We start from the raw sequence: 19,440 nt of genomic DNA, 5'->3' as shown, positions 1-19,440 counted from the left end.
AAACGAAATTTAACCAAACAGTTGCCGGGCCGCCCGGTTGTTTTCGAGGTAACTTTCGAGCATAGGCTTGCCCTTAGGCACAGCCCCTTCGAGTTGCAGCCAGCCCCGATACCCGATAGCGTCGAGGGTAGCCCGCACCCGTTTCATATCGATAACACCCTGACCAATCAGGTAATCGTTTTCTTTGATATGCACCTCGCAGATGTATTTTGTGCCGAGGTCGCGCATTTCACGAAAAATATCGTAGCCCATCACGGTCGAGTTGCAAACATCGTAGTATACTTTAACGGCTGGCGAGCCCACGGCTTCGATAATAGCCAGATGTTCGGGCGCCGATAACCACGACTCGATACCCAGCACTACGCCCGCCTTTTCGGCTTTGGGGGCCACCGCTTTGAGCCGGTCGATAACCGCCTGTGTGCATTTAGCGTCGTTTTTAAGGTCGTTTTTCCCAAAAAAAGCGAGCAGAATCGTTTTTATGCCCAGCGCTTTGGCCACATCGACACTATCCTGCACCCAAACCTCGGTCCGGGCTTCCGACTTGTACGGCACTTCGTTTAAAATACCCAGGGCCAACCCGCCAATCTGCACACCCGTTTGCCGGGCGGCCTCGCGGTATTGCCCTTGCATGGCCGGGTCGCGCAGGTGCACCTCGTCTTTGGTCGAGTTGAGGCTCACCTGAATGCCGTCCAGACCAATTTGCCGGGCCGTATCGAACGCCTTGAGTGAGGCCTGCCCGCCAATCGACCAATCGCAGGCACCAATGAGAAAGTTTTGTTTTCTTTGTAACTTGTTAGTAGAAATTGATTCCGCTAAGATGGGCGAAACCACCGACGCCCCGGTTACGGTCATGGCTTGTTGTAAGAAGGTTCTGCGGTTCATAAAGGAACAGGCTGATCGTAGCGTTTATATCTCAAATAAAACTTTACAATTTTTTTACCCCATTCCAACCCTTTGGCGGTGAGCGGAATCTTTATGGTGTCAACATTGATATGCTGAGCGAATATGATCTGGTAGAAGGGTGCCGAAAACAGGACCGAGCCATGCAGCGACAGCTCTACGAGCGGTTTGCCGGCAAGCTCTTTGTCGTCAGTAAACGATACACCAAGGATGCCACCGACGCCGAGGACGTATTGCAGGAAGCGTTTATCAAGATTTATCGGTTTATTGACCAGTTTCGGTTCGATTGCCCGCTTGAAGCCTGGCTCAAGCGGATTGTGATCAACACCGCCCTGAAGTACATCCGCACCCAACAGCCCTGGAACCAGTCGACCGACATTGAGGAGTTAGCTCCTCTGCTGGCTCAGGCCGACCAGAGTTTACCAACCCTTAACTACCAATATTTGCTGGCTCTGATTCAGGAGTTACCGCCGGGTTGCCGGGCGGTGTTTAACCTGTACGCTATTGAGGGGTATAACCACCCCGAAATAAGCGAGCTGCTGAACATTTCGGAAGGAACATCCAAATCGCAATACGCCAGAGCCCGCGCTCTGCTACAACATAAAATTCAATCGGACGGCCGGTTTACCGAACCCCGCCCGGCAGAACAGAAAAATTGACAATGGCCCAATTCGACGAGTTTAACTTTTTACCCCCGCAAGGTACTGGCGACCCGGACCTTCGGCGGCTTTTCGATGAAGCCGCTGAGGCTCCACCGCCCCGTGTCTGGGATGCCATTGAACGAGAGCTGGACGAAAGCGACCGGGTGGTGGTAATTCCGTTCTGGGGACGCCCGGCTACCTGGGTGTGGAGTGCCGCAGCCGTGGTGGCTCTGCTGCTGGTTGGCTGGTGGAGTCTGCGCCAAACCGGTGAGCAACCTATGCAGGCAGCTCCGTCGGTAGCAGCTCAATCGAGCACCGATAGACCAGGCGTGACCCAACCAAGCGTAGAGCCAGCCTTAACGACCCAACTGGCGCAGACTGGCAAACCGGCAAACCGGCCGACGCGCCTATCGGCTCCGCAAGGTTCAACGCCGGCAGAGGGCCCGGCAGGCTTGTCGGCGCAGAGCCCACGCGTTTCGGGCGCTGGATCTCCAGCGATTATCGCTCAGGCCCGTAAACCCCAAAGCCCCGACCTCGTAAGCAAACCAGCCGGGTTGAACGGAAACCCGGCCGATGCACTGGCCCAAAACACGAGCGTAGCCTCACCAACCAATACCGGGCCTACGACAGGACAGCCGCCAATGCCCACCCGCTCCCTTGACGGCCCCGCCCGAATGGCAGCCGAGGAGCAGGCTATTGCCCGCGTGAACGAAAAAACAACAGAAACGGCACCGGCCCTGCCGCCTGTGCTCTCAAACCCGCCCGTGGAGCAAGGGGCCAATGCAACCGCCCAACCCGTGGCCATTGCCAGTTTGGACACCAAACCGTTCCGACCCAATACCATGTACGGCACGCAGCGGATTGTTTGGTTCCGGCCAGATGAAGAACTATCGGCTCCGGCCGAACTGACGCAGAGCCGACAAAAAGCCGAACAGTGGGCCTCGGTTAGCGTTACCCCTTCGTCGTTCAACCCAACCGTTGGGCTCAAACCAGCCCTGACGACGTACGGCAATGCCTTTGCGCAACTGGGCAATGCAGCCCCCGCCGACTTGTCGCTTAAGAGTGAGCCAAACCGGTCTATTGCGTACCAGATTTCGGCGGGCCGCCAGCTGGGTGAGCGTTGGACTATTGAAACAGGAGTTGGGTATCTGGAGGCCCGGTCGACGGTGGTAAGCCCTACGCAAACACTTGTCGCGAGCATGATTGGCAGTGCCAATCGTTCGTCGAGCCTTTACGCTGATGTGTTGCAGAATAGCCGGCCAACCGCATCCAACGACCGGCTCTCGAATACCCCATCCAAAGGAGGCACCTCGAACCCATTGCAAAACAGCAATGTGTATGATGCACAGCTGGCACAGAGTCTGACCAACAATTACACGTTTGTGCAGATTCCGGTACAGATGGGCTTTCAGCTCCGTCCCCGTAAGCGGTTTGGGATGTCGTTGCTCGGCGGTTTCCTGACCAACCTGTTTGTGCGCAACACCGTGAACGACCAGATTAGCGTAACCAACAGCGACGGTGTGTACCGGCCGGTGACGCTTTCGGCTTCAACAGGTCTTCGTTTTCGGTACCGGCCCACCGGGCGTTGGTCGGCTTCGATGGCGGGTATCTTTCAGCAGGCGCTACAACGGGGCACCCGCGAAAGCTCCGATCTGACCATACGACCGCAGACTATGGGCGTCAGCGTTGGCTTAGATTACCATTTTTAACCATACGATTTGTCATGAAACCACTCTTGCTTTTTTTGCTGCTGCTTACCGGAGCCAGCCAGTGTGGTGACTCCACCACGGCCCTCGACCCCGTATCCGACGAACTGGTGGTTCGGTCGGGTACTTCATTCGGTATGTGTGCTGGCTACTGTGTGAAACGACTTGAGCTGGCCGGTACCAAGGCTATCTTCACCCAGGAAAGCCATATCGACAAGCAACGTTACCCGACCAAAACCTGCCAGCGTGCCATCAGCCAGGAAAAGGCCATGAACCTGAAAAGTATGGCCCGGTTCGACGCCTTCCGGAAGCTGCCGGAGCGTTTCGGTTGCCCCGACTGTGCCGATGGCGGTGCTGAATTTATTGAAATGCAATTCGGCAATCAGACCCACCGAGTAGAGTTTGAATACGGCAAAACGATCCCCGGCTTTGAGGCACTTGTGCGGGATTTGCGTACCCAACGGGCCGAATTTGATACGTGTAACTAATCCAGACTCAACCATGAAAACCATACTTCTCTGCGCACTCTGGTTACTGCTGGCTTCCTTCAGCGGCTGCGACCGACCAAACACTACCCCTCCGCCCGCCGACGCGACGAGCCCTGTGGGCGATTGGGTACTTAGTACCCCCGCTACGCCATACAAGATCACATTGCAGGTGGCCCTCAGAAACACCGAGGGAGGCCTCACGCAGTATCAGCTCACCGGCATATCGGCGGTAAATTCCTACGGGGCTGTAGCTACCGTCGGGGCCGATGGCTCGGCTCAGGTAGGTAGTGTGGGCGCAACCAAGCGGGGCGGCCCCGAAGAGGCCATGCAGACCGAAAACACCTATTTTGCGAGTTTACAGCAAGTGAATCGGGTAGAGCTGGTAGCCGGGAAGCTCCGCTTACACTCAACTCACCCCAACTGGCCCCTGCTCCAGTTTAATCCATAGACCCTCCTTTTTTCGATTGGATGCTTTGTAGCGAAATCACCCAATCTACTTTACCAACTCTTTTGTGCAAGATCGATCGTCCGGTGGCAAGAAGGCCGCCGGACGATTTTTTGTTTTTTTCGCTTGCGTTCCAACCGTTTACGTCGATTCGGACTCCTGTGGTTATATCCTTAATCAATGCTCTGTATGAAGCGAATTCTCTACTCAATACCGGTGCTCTTTTTGGCCCTTTTTGGGGTAGCCTGTACAGACAAGTGTACCGAGACCCGCACTTTCCGACGATTCACACCCGTTACATTGACCCTGGCACAGGTACGGCAGGGTATCGGCTCCGAAGCTCCGCGCACGCTCCAGAAACCGGGCAAAATCTATACAAAAGACGGATTCCTGTTTATCAACGAGCTGAAAGAAGGCATCCATGTCATTGACAACCGGAATCCCAATGCCCCGCAAATGGTGAGCTTTATCCGAATTCCGGGTAATGGGGATATGGCCGTCCGCAACAATATTCTGTATGCCGACAGCTACATGGACCTGGTGGCCTTCGACATCAGCGACGCGACAAACATCCGGCCCGTTAACCGGGTCAACAACATCTTCCCCAACGGGCAGTTTGAGGGCGGCTACTGGTATATCAATCAGGCCACCGGCGATGTGCAGGATCAGCGGGTCGATTATGTCACCGAGCGCATTCAAACCAACTGTCAGGACAACGTAGGCCCAACCGGCGGCTGGTGGGGTGGCGTGGTCTTCTTCGATACACGCGGCCTGATGAATGCGGCCCCGTCGACATCGGGGGGCGGGGGGCAGCAACAGTCTACCAACGGCACGGCGGGATCGATGGCCCGGTTTGCCTTGTACAACAATTATCTGTACACGGTGAACTCGACCGAAATGCAGCTGTTTGATATTCGGAACCCGGCCGACCCGAAGGTGGGCAACAAAATTCAGATGGGCTGGGGTATCGAAACCATTTTCCCCTACAAAGACAAGCTATTTATTGGGTCGCAAACGGGTATGTTTATTTACGACAATAAGAACCCCGAAAAACCCGAGCGTCTGTCGGTATTTCAGCACGCCCGCGTCTGCGACCCCGTGGTGGTACACGAAGACAAAGCCTACGTTACCCTTCGTTCGGGCAACACCTGCCAGGGTTTTACGAATCAGCTCGATGTAGTTGATATTTCAAACCTCCTCAGCCCCAAACTCATCAAAAGCTACCCCATGCGCAACCCGCACGGCCTGGGCATCGACTTCCCGAACCTGTTTATCTGCGAGGGCGCTTACGGGCTCAAATCATTCGATGCCCGCGACGCACTTAACATCGACAAAAACCTGCGGGAGCATATTAAAGACATCGACGCGTACGATGTGATACCGTTGGATAAGTCATTGCTCATGATTGGTCGCGATGGGTTCTATCAGTACGACTATAGTAATCCAAAGCAGTTGCGGTTGATGAGCAAAATACCAGTAAAGAGGCCCAACGCCATTAGCTAAAAACTCGTATGAAGGGCGTGAAACTTTTGCTTTACTTGTGTGTCTTATGGCCGCTTTCGGCGTCACAAGCTCAGTCAGTAGCCTCAAAATGGCCGTTTTTCCATCATAGCGAGGTGGGCGGGCTGTTTGGCCGGGTGGTTTCGGGCAACAACCTCAACGAAGTGGTTGAGAACCGCACCAACCTGTCGGTTCAGACGCTCAACGGCGTTCGGCTGAGTAAACGGGTAGCCGTTGGCGGATTGGTTGGACTGGATTGGTACACTGGTGCTTTGCTGACACCGGTGGGCGTGGGCGCCCGGTATCAGTTTACCCGGCCCTCAGACCAAAACCTGAGTGCGTTTGTCAGCGCCGATGCGGGGTACGGATTTAGCTGGTTTGACAAAAGTTCGACCGGATACATTGTTCGGGGAGGTTTGATGCTCAACCCCGGCGTGGGAATCCGGCTTGGCAAACCTGGTAGGGGCGGCTTTACGGTAACGTTTAGCTACAAGCGGCAAGAGGCTCAGGTTGAAAAGCCGCTACGGTGGGGCGAGATAAAGCGCGACGAAACCCGGATTTACAACCGGCTCTCGATTCGGGTCGGTGTCAGTCTCTGATTGAACGATGTTACCAAATAGTTGCACTTTATCACCGCTATTGGCCACTGGCTCAATAACCTCAAACAGGACCCGAACCTTGTCGTTCGTAAAAGTGAATATGAATACTCCAGAGACATACAAGTTTGTTTTTCTTACTCGCGTTGACCAAACTGTTATGAAAAACATCATTCTGCTTCTAATCGGCAGCTTACTATTTATGCTTTGCTACCAGCTGACCCGCCGTCAGACGGCTTATGTGAATGCAAACTCGGCGAGTGTTCAGCCGTTACAAAAGCCAAACACCGGACCGGCATTTGCTCAGTCAGACAAATCATTAGTAATGCAGATGGCCCGTTTCTAACTGGCAAACCTAACCACGCACCGCCCATCAACAGAAAGCCCCAACTCATGTGAGTTGGGGCTTTCTGTTGCACTAAATATGATTCGTTTGGGTTGCTTAAGCAACTTCGAACTTGCTCTGGTTCCGCTTCCGCTCGTTCTCGTCGAGGTAAATCTTACGCATCCGCATCGACTTGGGCGTTACCTCCAGATACTCATCTTTCTGGATGTACTCCAGACACTCTTCGAGTGAGAAGCTGATTTTGGGGGCAATCTTCACGTTATCGTCCGAACCCGAAGCCCGCATGTTCGTCAGCTTCTTGGCGGTTTGTACGTTTACCACAATGTCGTTCTGACGGTTGTGCTCACCAATTACCTGACCGGTGTACACCTCTTCGCCCGGATCGACAAAGAACACACCCCGATCCTGAAGCTTATCAATTGAGTATGCCGTAGCCGGACCGCTGTTCATGGCAATGAGTGAACCGTTGATCCGCTCAGGAATGGCGCCTTTGTACGGCTCGAAACTCTTGAACCGGTGCGTCATCACGGCCTCACCAAACGTTGCGGTAAGTACGTTTGAGCGCAGACCAATCAGACCCCGCGACGGAATCTCGAACTCGAGGTGTTGCAGATCCCCTTTAGGCTCCATGATGAGCAGTTCGCCTTTCCGCTGCGTAGCCAGTTCGATTACCTTACCAGCTGTAGTCTCAGGGACATCAACAACCAGTGTCTCAACGGGCTCAAGGCGCTGCCCATTCTCGTCTTCTTTGTAAAGTACCTGTGGCTGACCTACCTGAAGTTCGTAGCCCTCCCGGCGCATCGTTTCGATCAGTACCGACAAGTGCAGAATACCCCGGCCAAACACCAGGAACTGGTCTTCACGGTCGGTTTCCTGTACGCGCAGGGCGAGGTTTTTCTCGGTTTCTTTAAACAACCGATCCCGCAGGTGCCGCGACGTCACAAACTTGCCCTCTTTACCGAAGAAAGGCGAGTTGTTAATCGTGAACAACATGTTCATAGTCGGCTCATCTACCGAAATACGGGCGAGGGCTTCAGGATTCTCGAGGTCGGTGAGTGTATCGCCAATTTCGAAATCTTCGAGGCCCGTTACGGCGCAAATGTCGCCACAGTTTACTTCGGCTACTTTCTGCTTGCCCAGACCTTCGAACAATTGCAGTTCTTTGATCTTAACCCGCTTGATTGACCCGTCGGCTTTAGCCAGGGCCATGTTGGCACCTTCTTTGAGCGTACCACGCACAACCCGCCCAATGGCGATACGGCCTACGAACGCCGAATAATCAAGCGACGTTATCTGCATTTGCGGGGTTCCTTCTACAACGGGTGCAGCCGGAATAGTCTCCACAATTGTATCGAGCAGATACGTAATATCTTCGGTTGGTTTTTTCGGGTCAGGACCCATCCAGCCCTGCTTTGAGGAACCGTATACCGTCGGGAAATCGAGCTGATCTTCGGTAGCACCGAGGTTGAACATCAGGTCGAACACCTCCTCGTGTACTTCGTCGGGGCGGCAGTTTTCTTTGTCGACCTTGTTGATCACCACAATGGGCTTAAGACCCAGCGAGAGGGCTTTACCCAATACAAAACGGGTTTGGGGCATGGCGCCCTCAAACGCATCGACCAGCAGGCAAACGCCATCGGCCATCTTCAATACGCGCTCCACCTCACCCCCGAAGTCGCTGTGACCCGGCGTGTCGATGATATTAATTTTCACGTCCTTGTAGCGGACGGACACGTTCTTGGAAACAATGGTAATGCCGCGTTCGCGCTCCAGATCGTTGTTGTCCAGAATCAGTTCTCCAAACTCCTGGTTCTCGCGGAAGAGCTTCGATGCGTGGATAATCTTGTCGACCAGTGTTGTTTTGCCGTGGTCGACGTGGGCAATAATGGCAATATTTCGGATAGACTGCATATCGCTGTTTTTCTGGCCGCAAAGGTACGCAATTCTGCGCTGAAAAACAGATTTTTACAATTTATTAATGACAATTAAGCCCCTGATGCTTGATTGGCCTTATTATTATTCAATTTGGCTTTTAAGCCACCCGCTCAGCGTCACATTTTAACAGCTAAAGGCCCATATTTCAGGTAGGTTATAGCGGTTTTCGTTAATGCTTCGGGCAACCGCAGTCGTTCTTTTTGAACAGCCCCCACATAAAGCCTTTCTTCTTCCGAAAGCCTTTCCGTTTCCGCTTGAAAACCGTTTCCTCCTTGGCGGATACCGTCGTCTCAGCCGACTGGCTTACGGCCGCGCTGGCCGGTGCCTCGGCGAGCACCATCATAGCTACGGCAACCAGAAATAATACCTTCTTTTTCATCCCCTACGTCTCTTTGTACACTAAACGATTTTGGGATGAAATTAGCGCATTCTGAACCATAACCCAAGCAACCGGCCCGACTCAGGCGTTGCTGCACAAAAAAGCCTTACCCCGTGGGATAAGGCTTCAAAACCAGGTTCATGTATTACCTCGGCCCACGCGAACCGCCCCGAGGGCCACGGCTTCGATTCCCGTACGCATTCCCGTTGCCGGGGTTACCGTAACGGGCGCCGGGGCTCGACTTGTATTTGTAGCGCGGAGCAGGTACTACATACGTCCGCTGCTGCACAATAACCGGCGGACGGCGGTAGTGACCGTAAGGGCGATACCCGTAGTACGGGCGCTCATAATAGCCGGGCCGATGGCCATAGCCCGCTCGCGTGTTGACGTATGTTGGCCCACAACTGGTAAGCAACGTCGCCAGCAATGCAACCATCAGCAAAGAGCCTCTTTTCAGTAGTTTCATGACTTGTACGTGCGTTAGTTTTTCATCATGCACCTATTAGACAAACGAAAAAGCCCAACGTTTAGTTGGGCTCTTACTGAATGGGCAAAAAAGCTCGAATTAGGCCTTCAGTCGGCTCTTCAGGTAGGTCAAAGCCCGCTTGTACGCATCTGCGGTAGCCTCCTTGTCGAATTTCGGGTTGCTTGGATTCGCAAAGGCGTGGTCGGCCTCGTACATTTTCACCTCGATTTTCTCACCGGCTTTTTTCATGTTCTCCTCAAACTGCCCCACTACTTTGGGGGAAATAAAGCCGTCTTTGCTCGCAAACAGACCCAATACGTCGGTTTGGAGGGTTTTGAGTTTCTCCACATCCATTTCGGGGAAGCCGTAGTACATCACACAACCTTTAGCCTGCTTTCCTTCCAGAATGGCCGACTGCAACGACAGCCCTCCGCCAAAACACCAGCCTACGCTGGCAATCTCGGCCTCAGGGCCGGCGTAGGCAATAGCCCCTTTGATAATCGAGTTCAGCCGGTTTTTGTCGGCACCCTGCATCAGTTTAGCGGCATCTTCCTGCTTGGTAGCTACGGCCCCATCGTACATATCGACCGCCAGTACGTTTACGTCTGACAGGTCACCATGGAATTTCTCAGCCTCTTTCTTAATGTAGTCGTTCAGACCCCACCACTCCTGATACACAAACAGCCACTTGTTCGACGGCTTTTTGGCTTTGAGCAGGAACCCGTTAGCGGCCTTGCCATCGGGTGCATTGAAGGTAATCATTTCGCCGGCTGCACTCACGTAGTTGAACGGCAGCGGCTCGGCGTGTTGCGCCCGGAAAGCGGGGTCACCGGCAAAATCAGCCATGTCGGTTGCCCCCCCGTGGCAGAGCGGAATGTTTGCTGTGTTTGTTTGCTCTATTTCGGTAGGTGTCAACAGCGAGAACACCAGTGAAACGAGTGAGATAAAAACAATTTTCATAGAGAACGATAGTTTCCAACATAAACTCGAAATACGCACCAACGGTTAGGTTAGCCCCCAAAATCCCAAACCAAACCGGCTACAAAGGGGTTTTAGGCTTTCACAAGCTCGATGATCGTGATCTCGGGCAGAATACCCACCCGCCCCGGATAACCCAGATACCCAAAGCCCCGATTTACGTACAGCTGCTGCTCACCCTGCCGGTAAAGGCCCGCCCACTGCTTGTACACGTACTGCGAGGGACTCCACTTAAAATCGCCGATCTCAACGCCAAACTGCATCCCGTGCGTATGCCCGGCAAACATGGCATCGATGTCCGAAAACTGAGTCCGTACCTGCGCATCCCAGTGGCTGGGGTCGTGCGACAGGAGCAGTTTTACGGGATACTCTTCGGTACCGGCATAGGCTTTGGCCAGATTCCCGTATTTGGGCCAACGGTCGCCAGCACCCCAGTTTTCAATACCAATCAGGGCAATCTTATCGCCGTTCTGCGTGAATATACGGTTTTCGTCGAGCAGCAGATTCCAGCCCATCAGCCGGTGGGCTTCTTTCAGATTGTTCAGGTTCTGCTGTTTTGCCTGTTGGCTAGGCCAGGCTACGTAGTCGCCATAGTCGTGGTTACCCAGGGTTGAGTACACACCCAACGGGGCTTTTACCTGCCTGAAAATGGGCAGGTAGTCTTCTACTTCATTGGCGGTATTGTTGACCAGATCACCGGTAAAGAACACCATATCGGGCTTTTCGCTCAGGAGCATCTCGACGCCCCCTTTCACGGCCGTTTTATTGAAGAACGAGCCTGAATGAATGTCGGATAGCTGCGCGATACGCATCCCCTCAAACCCCGAAGGCAGGTTTTTCAGGGCCAGTTTCACCCGCCGGATGCGGTAGTCGTGCGCGCCCGACAGGATACCCCACGTGAGGCTCACCAGGGGCACGGCCCCGGCTACCAGAGCCGTTTTCATGAGAAAGTCAGACCGGCTGATTACGTCCGTTTGGGGCATGGTTGGGCGGGTAACATCGTCGGCGGCCTCACGCACGTCGGGCCGGTAAAAGAGCGAAACCACCCACCGGAAAAACCGCGCGATGTCGTCGATAAAGATAAAGAGCACCGCAATGACTTTGGAGAAATACGGAATCATGACACCCGCGTACAGAAACGTGCGGGTATGCCGGTCGAAGTAATCGGGCGGAGAAAGCTGCATAAACAGAAACACCCCCACCGACAGGGCCGAAAAGCCCCAGTATGCGAGGGCGATGATGCGCTGAGCCTCATCAGACAGGCTCCGGCTAACGGTGCGGATGGCCTGATACACGTACCAGTCTATAAACAGAAAGACCAGACTGATGACCAGAAAAAAAAGGATACGATTCATATTCGGGAGCTATTGCGAGTCGGCCAGGTAGCGCAGGACATACACATGTACAGGACGCTAACCGGTTCAACCGGTTTAAAGTTTTTGTCAGACCCGGTTTCAGGTAGCCGGTTCCCTCACCCGTAAAACCAAACAATGGAGGCTGAATAAACCAACCTCCATTGTTTACTTGCCGCTATAGGGCATTTAGGCCATTTCGACCGATGCCTCTTTCTGCATCTCCAGCGCGGGGTCCTTCTTCCCGAACCACTTCATCCGGATTCGCTCGTTTACCCAGTACATACAGGGCACAATTACGAGCGTCAGAACAGTCGAGAATGTCAGACCGTAGATGATGGTCCAGGCCAGAATATTCCAGAACACCGCACTGTCGCCACCAATCAGGATATTGGGGTTGAAGTCGCGGAAGAGAGTCACAAAGTCAACCGTAAGGCCGAGCGCCAGCGGAATCAGACCCAGTACCGCGGCCGAGGCCGTCAGCAATACGGGCGTGAGTCGGGTAGCCCCACCTTCGATGATTGCTTCGCGCAGTGGCATACCCCGGCCCCGAAGTTCATCGATAAACTCAATAAGCAGGATACCGTTTTTCACCACAATACCCGCCAGGGCAATGATACCAACGCCTGACATAATCACCGAGAACGTTTTGCCCGTAGCCATAAAACCAAGCAATACCCCAATCAGCGACAGCAGAATGGTGAAGAAGATAATAAGCGGCTTCACCACCGAGTTGAACTGCGTGGCCAGAATCAGGTAAATAAGCAGAATAGCCACCCCAAACGCCATAACGAGGAAGTTGGCGGATTCCTGCTGATCTTCCTGCTCACCGCCCAGCTTCACGGAGTAACCGTTCGGAATTTCCATCTGGTTAATCACCTGCTGAATCTGCTGGTTGATCTGATTGGCGTTGGCCCCCGGCACTACATCGGAGCTAAGCGTTACCAGACGCTCCTGATTCTTACGGTTGATCTGGTTAAACGTAGTCGAGTAATTGATATTGGCCACCGCCGACAAAGGCACCTGCCGCAGCTGCCCGCCCAGGTTCATGTCGCGGTACACCACGTTGAGGCTCAACAGCCGCTCAATCTGACTCCGGTCGTCTTCTTTCAGACGAACCATGATCGGGTACTCGTCTTTGGCGTCGCGGAACTTCGAGATTTCGGTACCAAACAGGGCCGTTCGGATGGCAAACGCTACCTGCTGCGCCGAAATGCCCTCGCGCTGCGCCTTCTCTTTATCAATATTGATAATGATCTCGGGCTTGTTGGTAATCAGGTCCGACTTCAATTGATCGATGCCTTCGATGCCCGCCCGGCTAATTTCGGTGCGTACCTGCTTTTCGAGAGCCGACAGTTGACCAAAGTCATCGCCCGCAATTTCAATTGAAATCGCCTTACCCGTTGGTGGTCCGTTGGCTTCCCGTTCAACCGAAATTTCGGTACCCGGAATCCCCTGTACAGCCACCCGAATCTTGTTCAGAATAGCCTCTGACGAGCGGCCACCCCGGTCTTCGTTTTTCACGAATGCGACCGTCACTTTCGACTTTTGGGGCGTGGCATTTCGGTCGGGGTTGAAGGGGTCACCTGCGTTTTTACCCACGTTGGCAATCACGGAGTTGACCATATCTTCGGCCTTCTCGTCTTTCAGCACCTTAAACACCCGCTGCTCAATAACCCGAGTCACCGAGTCGGTGATGCGGGCATCGGTACCTACGGGCATTACGTTATACACGTACACATAGTCGGGCTCACCGCTCGGGAAGAAAATCACCTTCGGCTGTACAATCCCCAGCAGAACGAACGTACCTATCAGGAGCACAAACATGCTCAGGATAGCACCCACCGGCCGCCAGCCCACCAGTACCCACGAAATCAGTTTCCGGTAGCCACGCATCAAACGGGGCAGCCATTTGTCCTGAAACGGTACAATGATTCGGGGCGTCAGGACATAGTGATTGAATACGTACAGGATGATAAAGGCCACAAACATATTACCGATACCCCGGTCAATAACGTAGCCAATACCGGCCAGAACCGTCATGATGATGAGCGGCCGCTTGATGGTATCGAAGCTGGTGTCGGCATCTTCGCCATGCTGCTCGTCGTGCCGTTTCATGAACGATACCGCAAACACGGGGTTCATCACATAAGCCACAAACAATGAGGCAAACAGGGTCAGAATGAGCGTGAGGGGCAAAAATTTCATAAACTCACCCACAATACCCGGCCAGAACAACAGCGGGAAAAAGGGCGCAATCGTCGTGAGCGTACCCGAAAGTACCGGCACAAACACCTCGCCCGCAGCGGCTTTTACCGACTGCTTAATATCCCAGTCGCGGTGCTGGTTGAACAGACGGTGGGTGTTCTCAATAACCACAATGGCATCGTCGACCACCAGACCCAAACCCAGCAGAAACGCAAAGAGTACAATGGTGTTCAGCGTAAACGCGGTGCCAATGGCTGGCCCGATGATCGGCATCAATACGAAAGCCACCAGCGCCGACAGCGGTACCGATAAACCTACGAAGATGGCGTCGCGGATGCCCATGAAGAACATCAATACCATTACGACGAAGATAAACCCAAGCACAACCGTATTAACCAGGTCATGTAGCTCGGCCCGGGTCCGCTCCGACTGATCGGCCGTAACGGTAATATCCAGCCCCTGTGGGAACCGCTCCGTTTTGTACTCCTCAATAGTTTGCTCGATTCGGTCAGAGGCCGCAATGAGGTTGGCGCCTGCCCGCTTGATTACGTTCAGCGTCACCACCGATTTACCGCTCAACCGGGCAAAATCCTGTTGCTCTTCGAACGAATCACGCACGTCGGCCACATCGCCCAGCCGAACCGTTGCGCCCGTCGCCGTGCGAATTTGCAGGTTTTGCAGGGCTTGCACATCGGTAAATTCACCTTTTACGCGCAACGTCCGCCGAACGCCCTCTACGTTGAGTTCACCACCCGATACATTCACGTTTTCGCCCTGTACGGCCTGTTGAATATCAAAAAAGGCCAGGCCCGCCGACTGCATTCGGGGCAGATCGACATTGATCTGAATTTCGCGTTTCAAAGCCCCGACAATATCAACCCGGCTGATTTCGGGCATTGCCTCGATCACATCCTGCATGTCCTCGGCGTACGTTTTCAGCTGATTGAGCGAAAAGTTACCGGCCAGGTTAATGTTCATGATCGGAAACTCCGAGAAGTTCACGTCCTGTGCCGTAGGGCCGTCGTCGAGCTTCTGCGGCAAATCGCGCCGGGCTTTGTCGATGGCATCGCGCACCCGTTGCAAAGCTTCCGCCGTTTGCACATCGGGGTTAAATTCAACCGTAATGAGCGAAAAATCCTGCAAGGCATTCGATTTCAGGCGTTTCACACCCGAAATCGACTTGATCTGTTTCTCAATGGGCTTATTGATGGTGTTCTCAATGTCAGCCGGAGCCGTCCCGAAGTAAGCCGTCGTCACAATGATCGTCGGCACTTTAATGTCGGGAAATTGCTCCTTCGGCAAGTTGTTATACACCAGCAGACCACCCAGTGTAACAATGAAGGTGAAGATGTAGATAGCCGTTCGGTTCTCTACGCACCAGTTCGTAAAACCAAGGGTTTTTATGTGTTCTGCTTTCATATCTGGAGGTGTTTACAGTTTCCAGCATACGGTTTCCTGTTTCTGACACACGATAAAATCGTATCAACAGCTCGGTATTCACCCAACTGATAACCGTAAACAGAAAACTGTAAACTTTCTAAAAATTAATCGGTGTTCCGTCCGTCAATTCCTGATAGCCCTTGGTCACCAACTGATCCCCCGGCTGCAGGCCCGCTACAATCTCAATCTGTCCACCGTAACTCTGTCCCGTTGTAATCTTGCGCGACTTAGCCACTTTTTTCCCGCCTTCATTCACCGCCACATACACCAATTGACCGGTTTCTGTATTCTGAATCAGGTTTTGGTTGATCACAACGGCGTTGCTCTTGTTCACATCGTTGATTTTAACCTGTGCCAGCATGTTCGGCTTGAGGGCGTTATCCGACGGCAGCGGAGCCTCAATGGTGAAGGTCCGGCTCAACGGGTCAACCGTTGTCGACACGAAGTTGATGCGCGTCCGCAGCTCTTTATTCACATCCGGGAACCGAACAATCACCTCATCGCCCTTGCGCACGCTACCCGCATACGTATCGGCTACCTTCGCCACTACTTTCAGCTGTGACAGATTCACGATCTGAAACATCGGCATACCGGGCGCTCCCATAGTGCCTACTTTGGCAAACACTTTGTCGACCACCCCTGAGATGGGTGCCGTCACGTTCGACTGGCTCAGCTGCGATTGTAACGTGGCCAACCGGCGCTCCAGAGCCTCTTTGTTATTCTTTGCTTGCAGGTACTGGATTTCGGTCCCAATCTGCTGCTTCCAGAGGTTTGCCTGCTTCTCAAAAACTGTATTAGCCAGCGAAAGCTGCGTCCGCACTTCCTCTACCGACGTCCGCAGTACCTGATCGTCGAGCCGGGCCAGCGTTTGACCCGCCCGCACGGCCGAGCCCTCCACAACGTTGACAGCCAATACGGTTCCACCCGATTTTGGCGACACCTGCACGTTGTTTTTCGCATCAATCGTGCCTTGTAATTCAACATAGCGCCGGAAAGTTGTAGCAGCAATTGGCTCCACCACCACTTCTTTTACCCGGACAGCCTCCTTCTTTTTCGGGTCCAGCTTAGTCAATTCCGACTCCAACCCGCGAATCCGGGTGTTCAGGTCTGCCTGTTCCGATTTGAGCTTGGCCAGCTCCTCACGTTTGGTTTGCAGGTCGTCTTTTTTCTCCCCACAGGCCGCCAGTGTAAACACCAGCGCACTCATAATGTAGTATGGTTTCATGCTTTTCAGTGTATGGTTTGGGGCAGCCATTGGCTTGCCAACTTCTGTTTTCACCTCGTTTATTGCCCCGTGTACAACCGTCCCAACGCTTTGTCCTGGTCAATCTTCGCAATGAAGAAATCGTACAACGCACCGAAATAGTTGGTTTGTGCTTCGCGGAGGGCTGCTTCGGCATTCAACACCTCAATACTCGACCCAACGCCCTCTTTGTACTTGATCCGCGTTACCCGAACAATTTCCTGCGCCAGTTCCCGGTTACGCTGTTGCGTCTGTAGACTCTGCAAACCATTATTGAGCGTAATACTCGATTGCCGGATCTGTAGGTCAATCGAATTGCGTAGTAACTCGCTGCTATTCTGAATCTTTTGCAACGTGACGCGCTTCTGGGCTATTTGATACCGTTTCTGGAATCCGTCGAAAACAGGCACCTGAAGACTTAAGCCCAGTGTAGAGAAGTTAAGCCAGGGTGAGTTCACCACTTGCGCGATCATATTGCGGCCACTGTTGTAGCCGTAGTTGATAAATGCAGCCACAGTAGGGTAATAGCCCTTTTGTGTAACCTCAATATCCTGTTGGGCCAACTTCACCTGCGTCTCCAGTGTTGAATACTCAATCCGGCTCCGGTACTGAAATGTGGGGTCTGGGGCTATTAACTGCCGCAACTCCGCCACATCCCGGTCCTGCAACTGCTCCGAGAGCGTGATCTCGTCATTCACCGTCAGGCCCATCTGAAACTTCAGTAAGGTGTAACTCAGCTCAATCAGGTTTTCCACGTTCTGACGCTCTGCCTTCAGGTTATTAGACTGCACCTCCAACCGGCTCACATCGAGCTTCTCCACAAACCCTTGCTGGTTCAGCGCACGGGTCTCACTCAGCAGCGTATCGAGCCGACCAATGTTATAATCGAGAAGCTTGGCTCGCTCTTGCGCCACCAGCACACTGTAGTATGCTTTTGCCACTTGCTCAGCTACCACCACCTTCGATGCCTGCAGATTTCGCTGCGCCAGCTCCCGGTACGTAGCAGCGGCCCGCAAACCCACGTTCAGCGTTGCGCTGTAGAGCACCTGATTCAAACTCAGGGCGGCATTGCCCGAATATTTCACCCCAAACTGCACCGGAACAGCCGGTGCATCAGCCGGAGCGTTTGGGTCAAAGAAATTTGCCGGTAAAAACGCCCGTTGAATAATCAGGTTATCTGTCAACGAAGCACTCGCAGCCACCTGTGGCAAGGCCGATGACTTAATTTCTTTGATCCGAGCCTCAGCGCTTACCGCATCCAGTTGACTGTTACGTACGTTGATGTTCTGGCGTACTGCAAAGTCGATCGCTTCTTGAAGTGTAAACGGCCGACCTGTTCCAGGCTTCCCTGAAGCTGTTAACCCAGTTGGAGCAGCGCCCAAGCCCGAATTAAACGTAGAAATCACCGTAGGCTGCAGATTAACCGCCCCATTTGCCTCATTGAGCGAAGGGGCACCTCCTGCATTCGATACGCCGGGTTGCGAAGGCACCGCTACGCCCGTACCCGGTGTGACACCAGGCTGAGCAATCACTGCCCCTGTCCCAGCCGGTTGTTGTGCCCCCGGCTGCTGACCGCTTGCCGCGGCTCCGGTTGGTTGCTGCCCTACACTGGGCTGTGTAGGTGCCGAGCCCGTTGGCGTTTGTGCAGTTGCCACCGCTCCCCACCATCCTGCCAGCAACCACAGAACAGCCGAAAAAATAGTACTACTTGCTTTCATAAATTATAGGTTGTACTCGTTCACTTGTCTGTTTCAGGTTATTGTATATTTCAAAGCCTTTCAATGTCAGGATCCCCCGCACAAAGTGATGATGCAATTGGTCCTGCACCACATACATGTCTTTGTGATGCGGAAAGATTTGCTCATCGAAACCAATCTGGAGAAGTTCGACACGTAAACGAGCCATAGTCTCCAGATCAAGATCGGTCCGATACAACCCTTCGTTAACCCCCCGCTGTAAGTTCGAAATGATGTCTTTAATGATCTGATTCTCCTTGTATTCCAGAAAAACCCCCCATGCTTTTGGGTAATAGCGCTGAATGTCCAACATCACGCTCGGATTAATCTCATCGGCATGCCGACGCATCATATCCGACACCAACATCAATTCTTCAATAGGGTTTCCAGCAACTGCATTAAGCTGACAGACTTCATCCACCTCATTTTCAATATGGTACTTAACCACATGAAAAACGATATCCTCTTTGTCGATGAAATGTTGATAGATCGTCTTTTTTGAAATTGCTAAACGACGAGCTATATCATCCATCGTTATAGTGCGTACGCCGTACTTCCAAAAAAGGCGTTCAGCCTCCTCAATAATCTTCTCTTTCATCTTAGCTGACTTTCAACCAAAAAACCCCGGAAACTCACAATAAGTTCAGAGTTTCCGGGGTACTTTTTAACCAGATTTTATAACTTTATCTAGATAACTGGCGAATTACCTAATGGGATAAAACGGTTTATTGGCTGTAAAGCAGAAAGGATTCGTAACGATAGTGGCTTAAATGTAGTCCGAAGGACTGGTCACGCGCAGTGGACCAGGAGAAGTTAAGAAGAAGGGAAATTCGCAGTAACTACGCTTTAGCTGACCCAATATTGTTCTGCTATGGGCACCAGGCGATGACCTGCCTGGCCAGGGCCGACCACCCCGCCTGCCCTCATACACACCTCCCCGCACCCACGCCCATAAACGCGGAAAGGGGGTGCTACCTCGTCTGAGATAACACCCCCTTCGCTTCTATAACTAGAGGTGGCAGCTTCCTACTCTCCCGGATCTGACTCCAGTACCATCGGCAGCACGGGGCTTAACGGCTCT

The 19,440-nt window shown here is 53.1% G+C and carries 17 protein-coding genes; 7 read left to right on the top strand and 10 right to left on the bottom strand.

Going from position 1 to position 19,440, the window contains the following annotated elements:
- Positions 1-9: 9 nt before the first annotated feature.
- On the bottom strand, positions 10-882 hold the full coding sequence (locus F5984_RS15300) for a sugar phosphate isomerase/epimerase family protein (RefSeq protein ID WP_152125132.1): 873 nt from the start codon (positions 880-882) through the stop codon (positions 10-12).
- A gap of 110 nt (positions 883-992) precedes the next feature.
- Between F5984_RS15300 and F5984_RS15295 the strand changes: the two genes are divergently transcribed.
- The 7 genes from F5984_RS15295 (at position 993) to F5984_RS15265 (ending at position 6,622) form a co-directional block, all read left to right on the top strand.
- The gene (locus F5984_RS15295) at positions 993-1,559 is read left to right on the top strand and encodes an RNA polymerase sigma factor (RefSeq protein WP_152125131.1); all 567 of its coding nucleotides are present in this window, start codon (positions 993-995) and stop codon (positions 1,557-1,559) included.
- Positions 1,560-1,561: 2 nt separating this feature from the next.
- Positions 1,562-3,250, top strand: coding sequence for a BamA/TamA family outer membrane protein (locus F5984_RS15290; RefSeq protein ID WP_152125130.1), 1,689 nt, complete (start codon positions 1,562-1,564; stop codon positions 3,248-3,250).
- Positions 3,251-3,264: 14 nt separating this feature from the next.
- Positions 3,265-3,735, top strand: a complete 471-nt coding sequence (locus tag F5984_RS15285; RefSeq protein ID WP_152125129.1) for a hypothetical protein — start codon at positions 3,265-3,267, stop codon at positions 3,733-3,735.
- A gap of 13 nt (positions 3,736-3,748) precedes the next feature.
- Positions 3,749-4,183, top strand: coding sequence for an META domain-containing protein (locus tag F5984_RS15280; protein WP_152125128.1), 435 nt, complete (start codon positions 3,749-3,751; stop codon positions 4,181-4,183).
- Positions 4,184-4,369: 186 nt separating this feature from the next.
- A complete protein-coding gene (locus F5984_RS15275) occupies positions 4,370-5,683 on the top strand; it encodes an LVIVD repeat-containing protein (protein WP_152125127.1) in 1,314 nt (437 codons plus the stop codon).
- Positions 5,684-5,691: 8 nt separating this feature from the next.
- Positions 5,692-6,279, top strand: coding sequence for a hypothetical protein (locus F5984_RS15270; protein WP_246169028.1), 588 nt, complete (start codon positions 5,692-5,694; stop codon positions 6,277-6,279).
- 157 nt (positions 6,280-6,436) lie between these two features.
- Complete coding sequence (locus tag F5984_RS15265) at positions 6,437-6,622, top strand: hypothetical protein (RefSeq protein WP_152125126.1); 186 nt, start codon at positions 6,437-6,439, stop codon at positions 6,620-6,622.
- Positions 6,623-6,718: 96 nt separating this feature from the next.
- On the opposite strand, the gene typA is transcribed toward F5984_RS15265, so the two are convergent.
- The 9 genes from typA to F5984_RS15220 form a co-directional block, all read right to left on the bottom strand.
- Entirely contained in the window at positions 6,719-8,533 is a 1,815-nt protein-coding gene (gene typA, locus F5984_RS15260; RefSeq protein WP_152125125.1) for a translational GTPase TypA, read from the bottom strand.
- A 193-nt stretch (positions 8,534-8,726) separates the two neighbouring features.
- The gene (locus F5984_RS15255; RefSeq protein ID WP_152125124.1) at positions 8,727-8,936 is read right to left on the bottom strand and encodes a hypothetical protein; all 210 of its coding nucleotides are present in this window, start codon (positions 8,934-8,936) and stop codon (positions 8,727-8,729) included.
- Between the two features lie 145 nt (positions 8,937-9,081).
- Positions 9,082-9,402, bottom strand: a complete 321-nt coding sequence (locus F5984_RS15250; RefSeq protein WP_152125123.1) for a hypothetical protein — start codon at positions 9,400-9,402, stop codon at positions 9,082-9,084.
- Positions 9,403-9,501: 99 nt separating this feature from the next.
- Positions 9,502-10,362 carry a dienelactone hydrolase family protein gene (locus F5984_RS15245; RefSeq protein WP_152125122.1) on the bottom strand — a complete coding sequence of 287 codons (861 nt, stop codon included), beginning with the start codon at positions 10,360-10,362 and terminating at the stop codon, positions 9,502-9,504.
- Between the two features lie 92 nt (positions 10,363-10,454).
- Positions 10,455-11,735, bottom strand: a complete 1,281-nt coding sequence (locus F5984_RS15240; RefSeq protein ID WP_152125121.1) for a metallophosphoesterase — start codon at positions 11,733-11,735, stop codon at positions 10,455-10,457.
- Positions 11,736-11,921: 186 nt separating this feature from the next.
- Positions 11,922-15,359 (bottom strand): efflux RND transporter permease subunit, encoded by a 3,438-nt coding sequence (locus F5984_RS15235; RefSeq protein WP_152125120.1) that lies wholly within the window; start codon positions 15,357-15,359, stop codon positions 11,922-11,924.
- Positions 15,360-15,477: 118 nt separating this feature from the next.
- Positions 15,478-16,605, bottom strand: coding sequence for an efflux RND transporter periplasmic adaptor subunit (locus F5984_RS15230; protein WP_152125119.1), 1,128 nt, complete (start codon positions 16,603-16,605; stop codon positions 15,478-15,480).
- 59 nt (positions 16,606-16,664) lie between these two features.
- Positions 16,665-18,341: a TolC family protein gene (locus F5984_RS15225; RefSeq protein WP_152125118.1), complete on the bottom strand. Its 1,677-nt coding sequence runs from the start codon at positions 18,339-18,341 to the stop codon at positions 16,665-16,667.
- Positions 18,328-18,957, bottom strand: coding sequence for a TetR/AcrR family transcriptional regulator (locus tag F5984_RS15220; RefSeq protein ID WP_152125117.1), 630 nt, complete (start codon positions 18,955-18,957; stop codon positions 18,328-18,330). Before F5984_RS15220 ends, F5984_RS15225 begins: the two co-directional genes overlap by 14 nt.
- Positions 18,958-19,440 lie beyond the last annotated feature (483 nt).

This window comes from Rudanella paleaurantiibacter (assembly GCF_009184635.1).
In the GTDB taxonomy this organism is placed as follows: domain Bacteria; phylum Bacteroidota; class Bacteroidia; order Cytophagales; family Spirosomataceae; genus Rudanella; species Rudanella paleaurantiibacter.
This window is presented reverse-complemented; position numbering and strand designations above follow the sequence as displayed.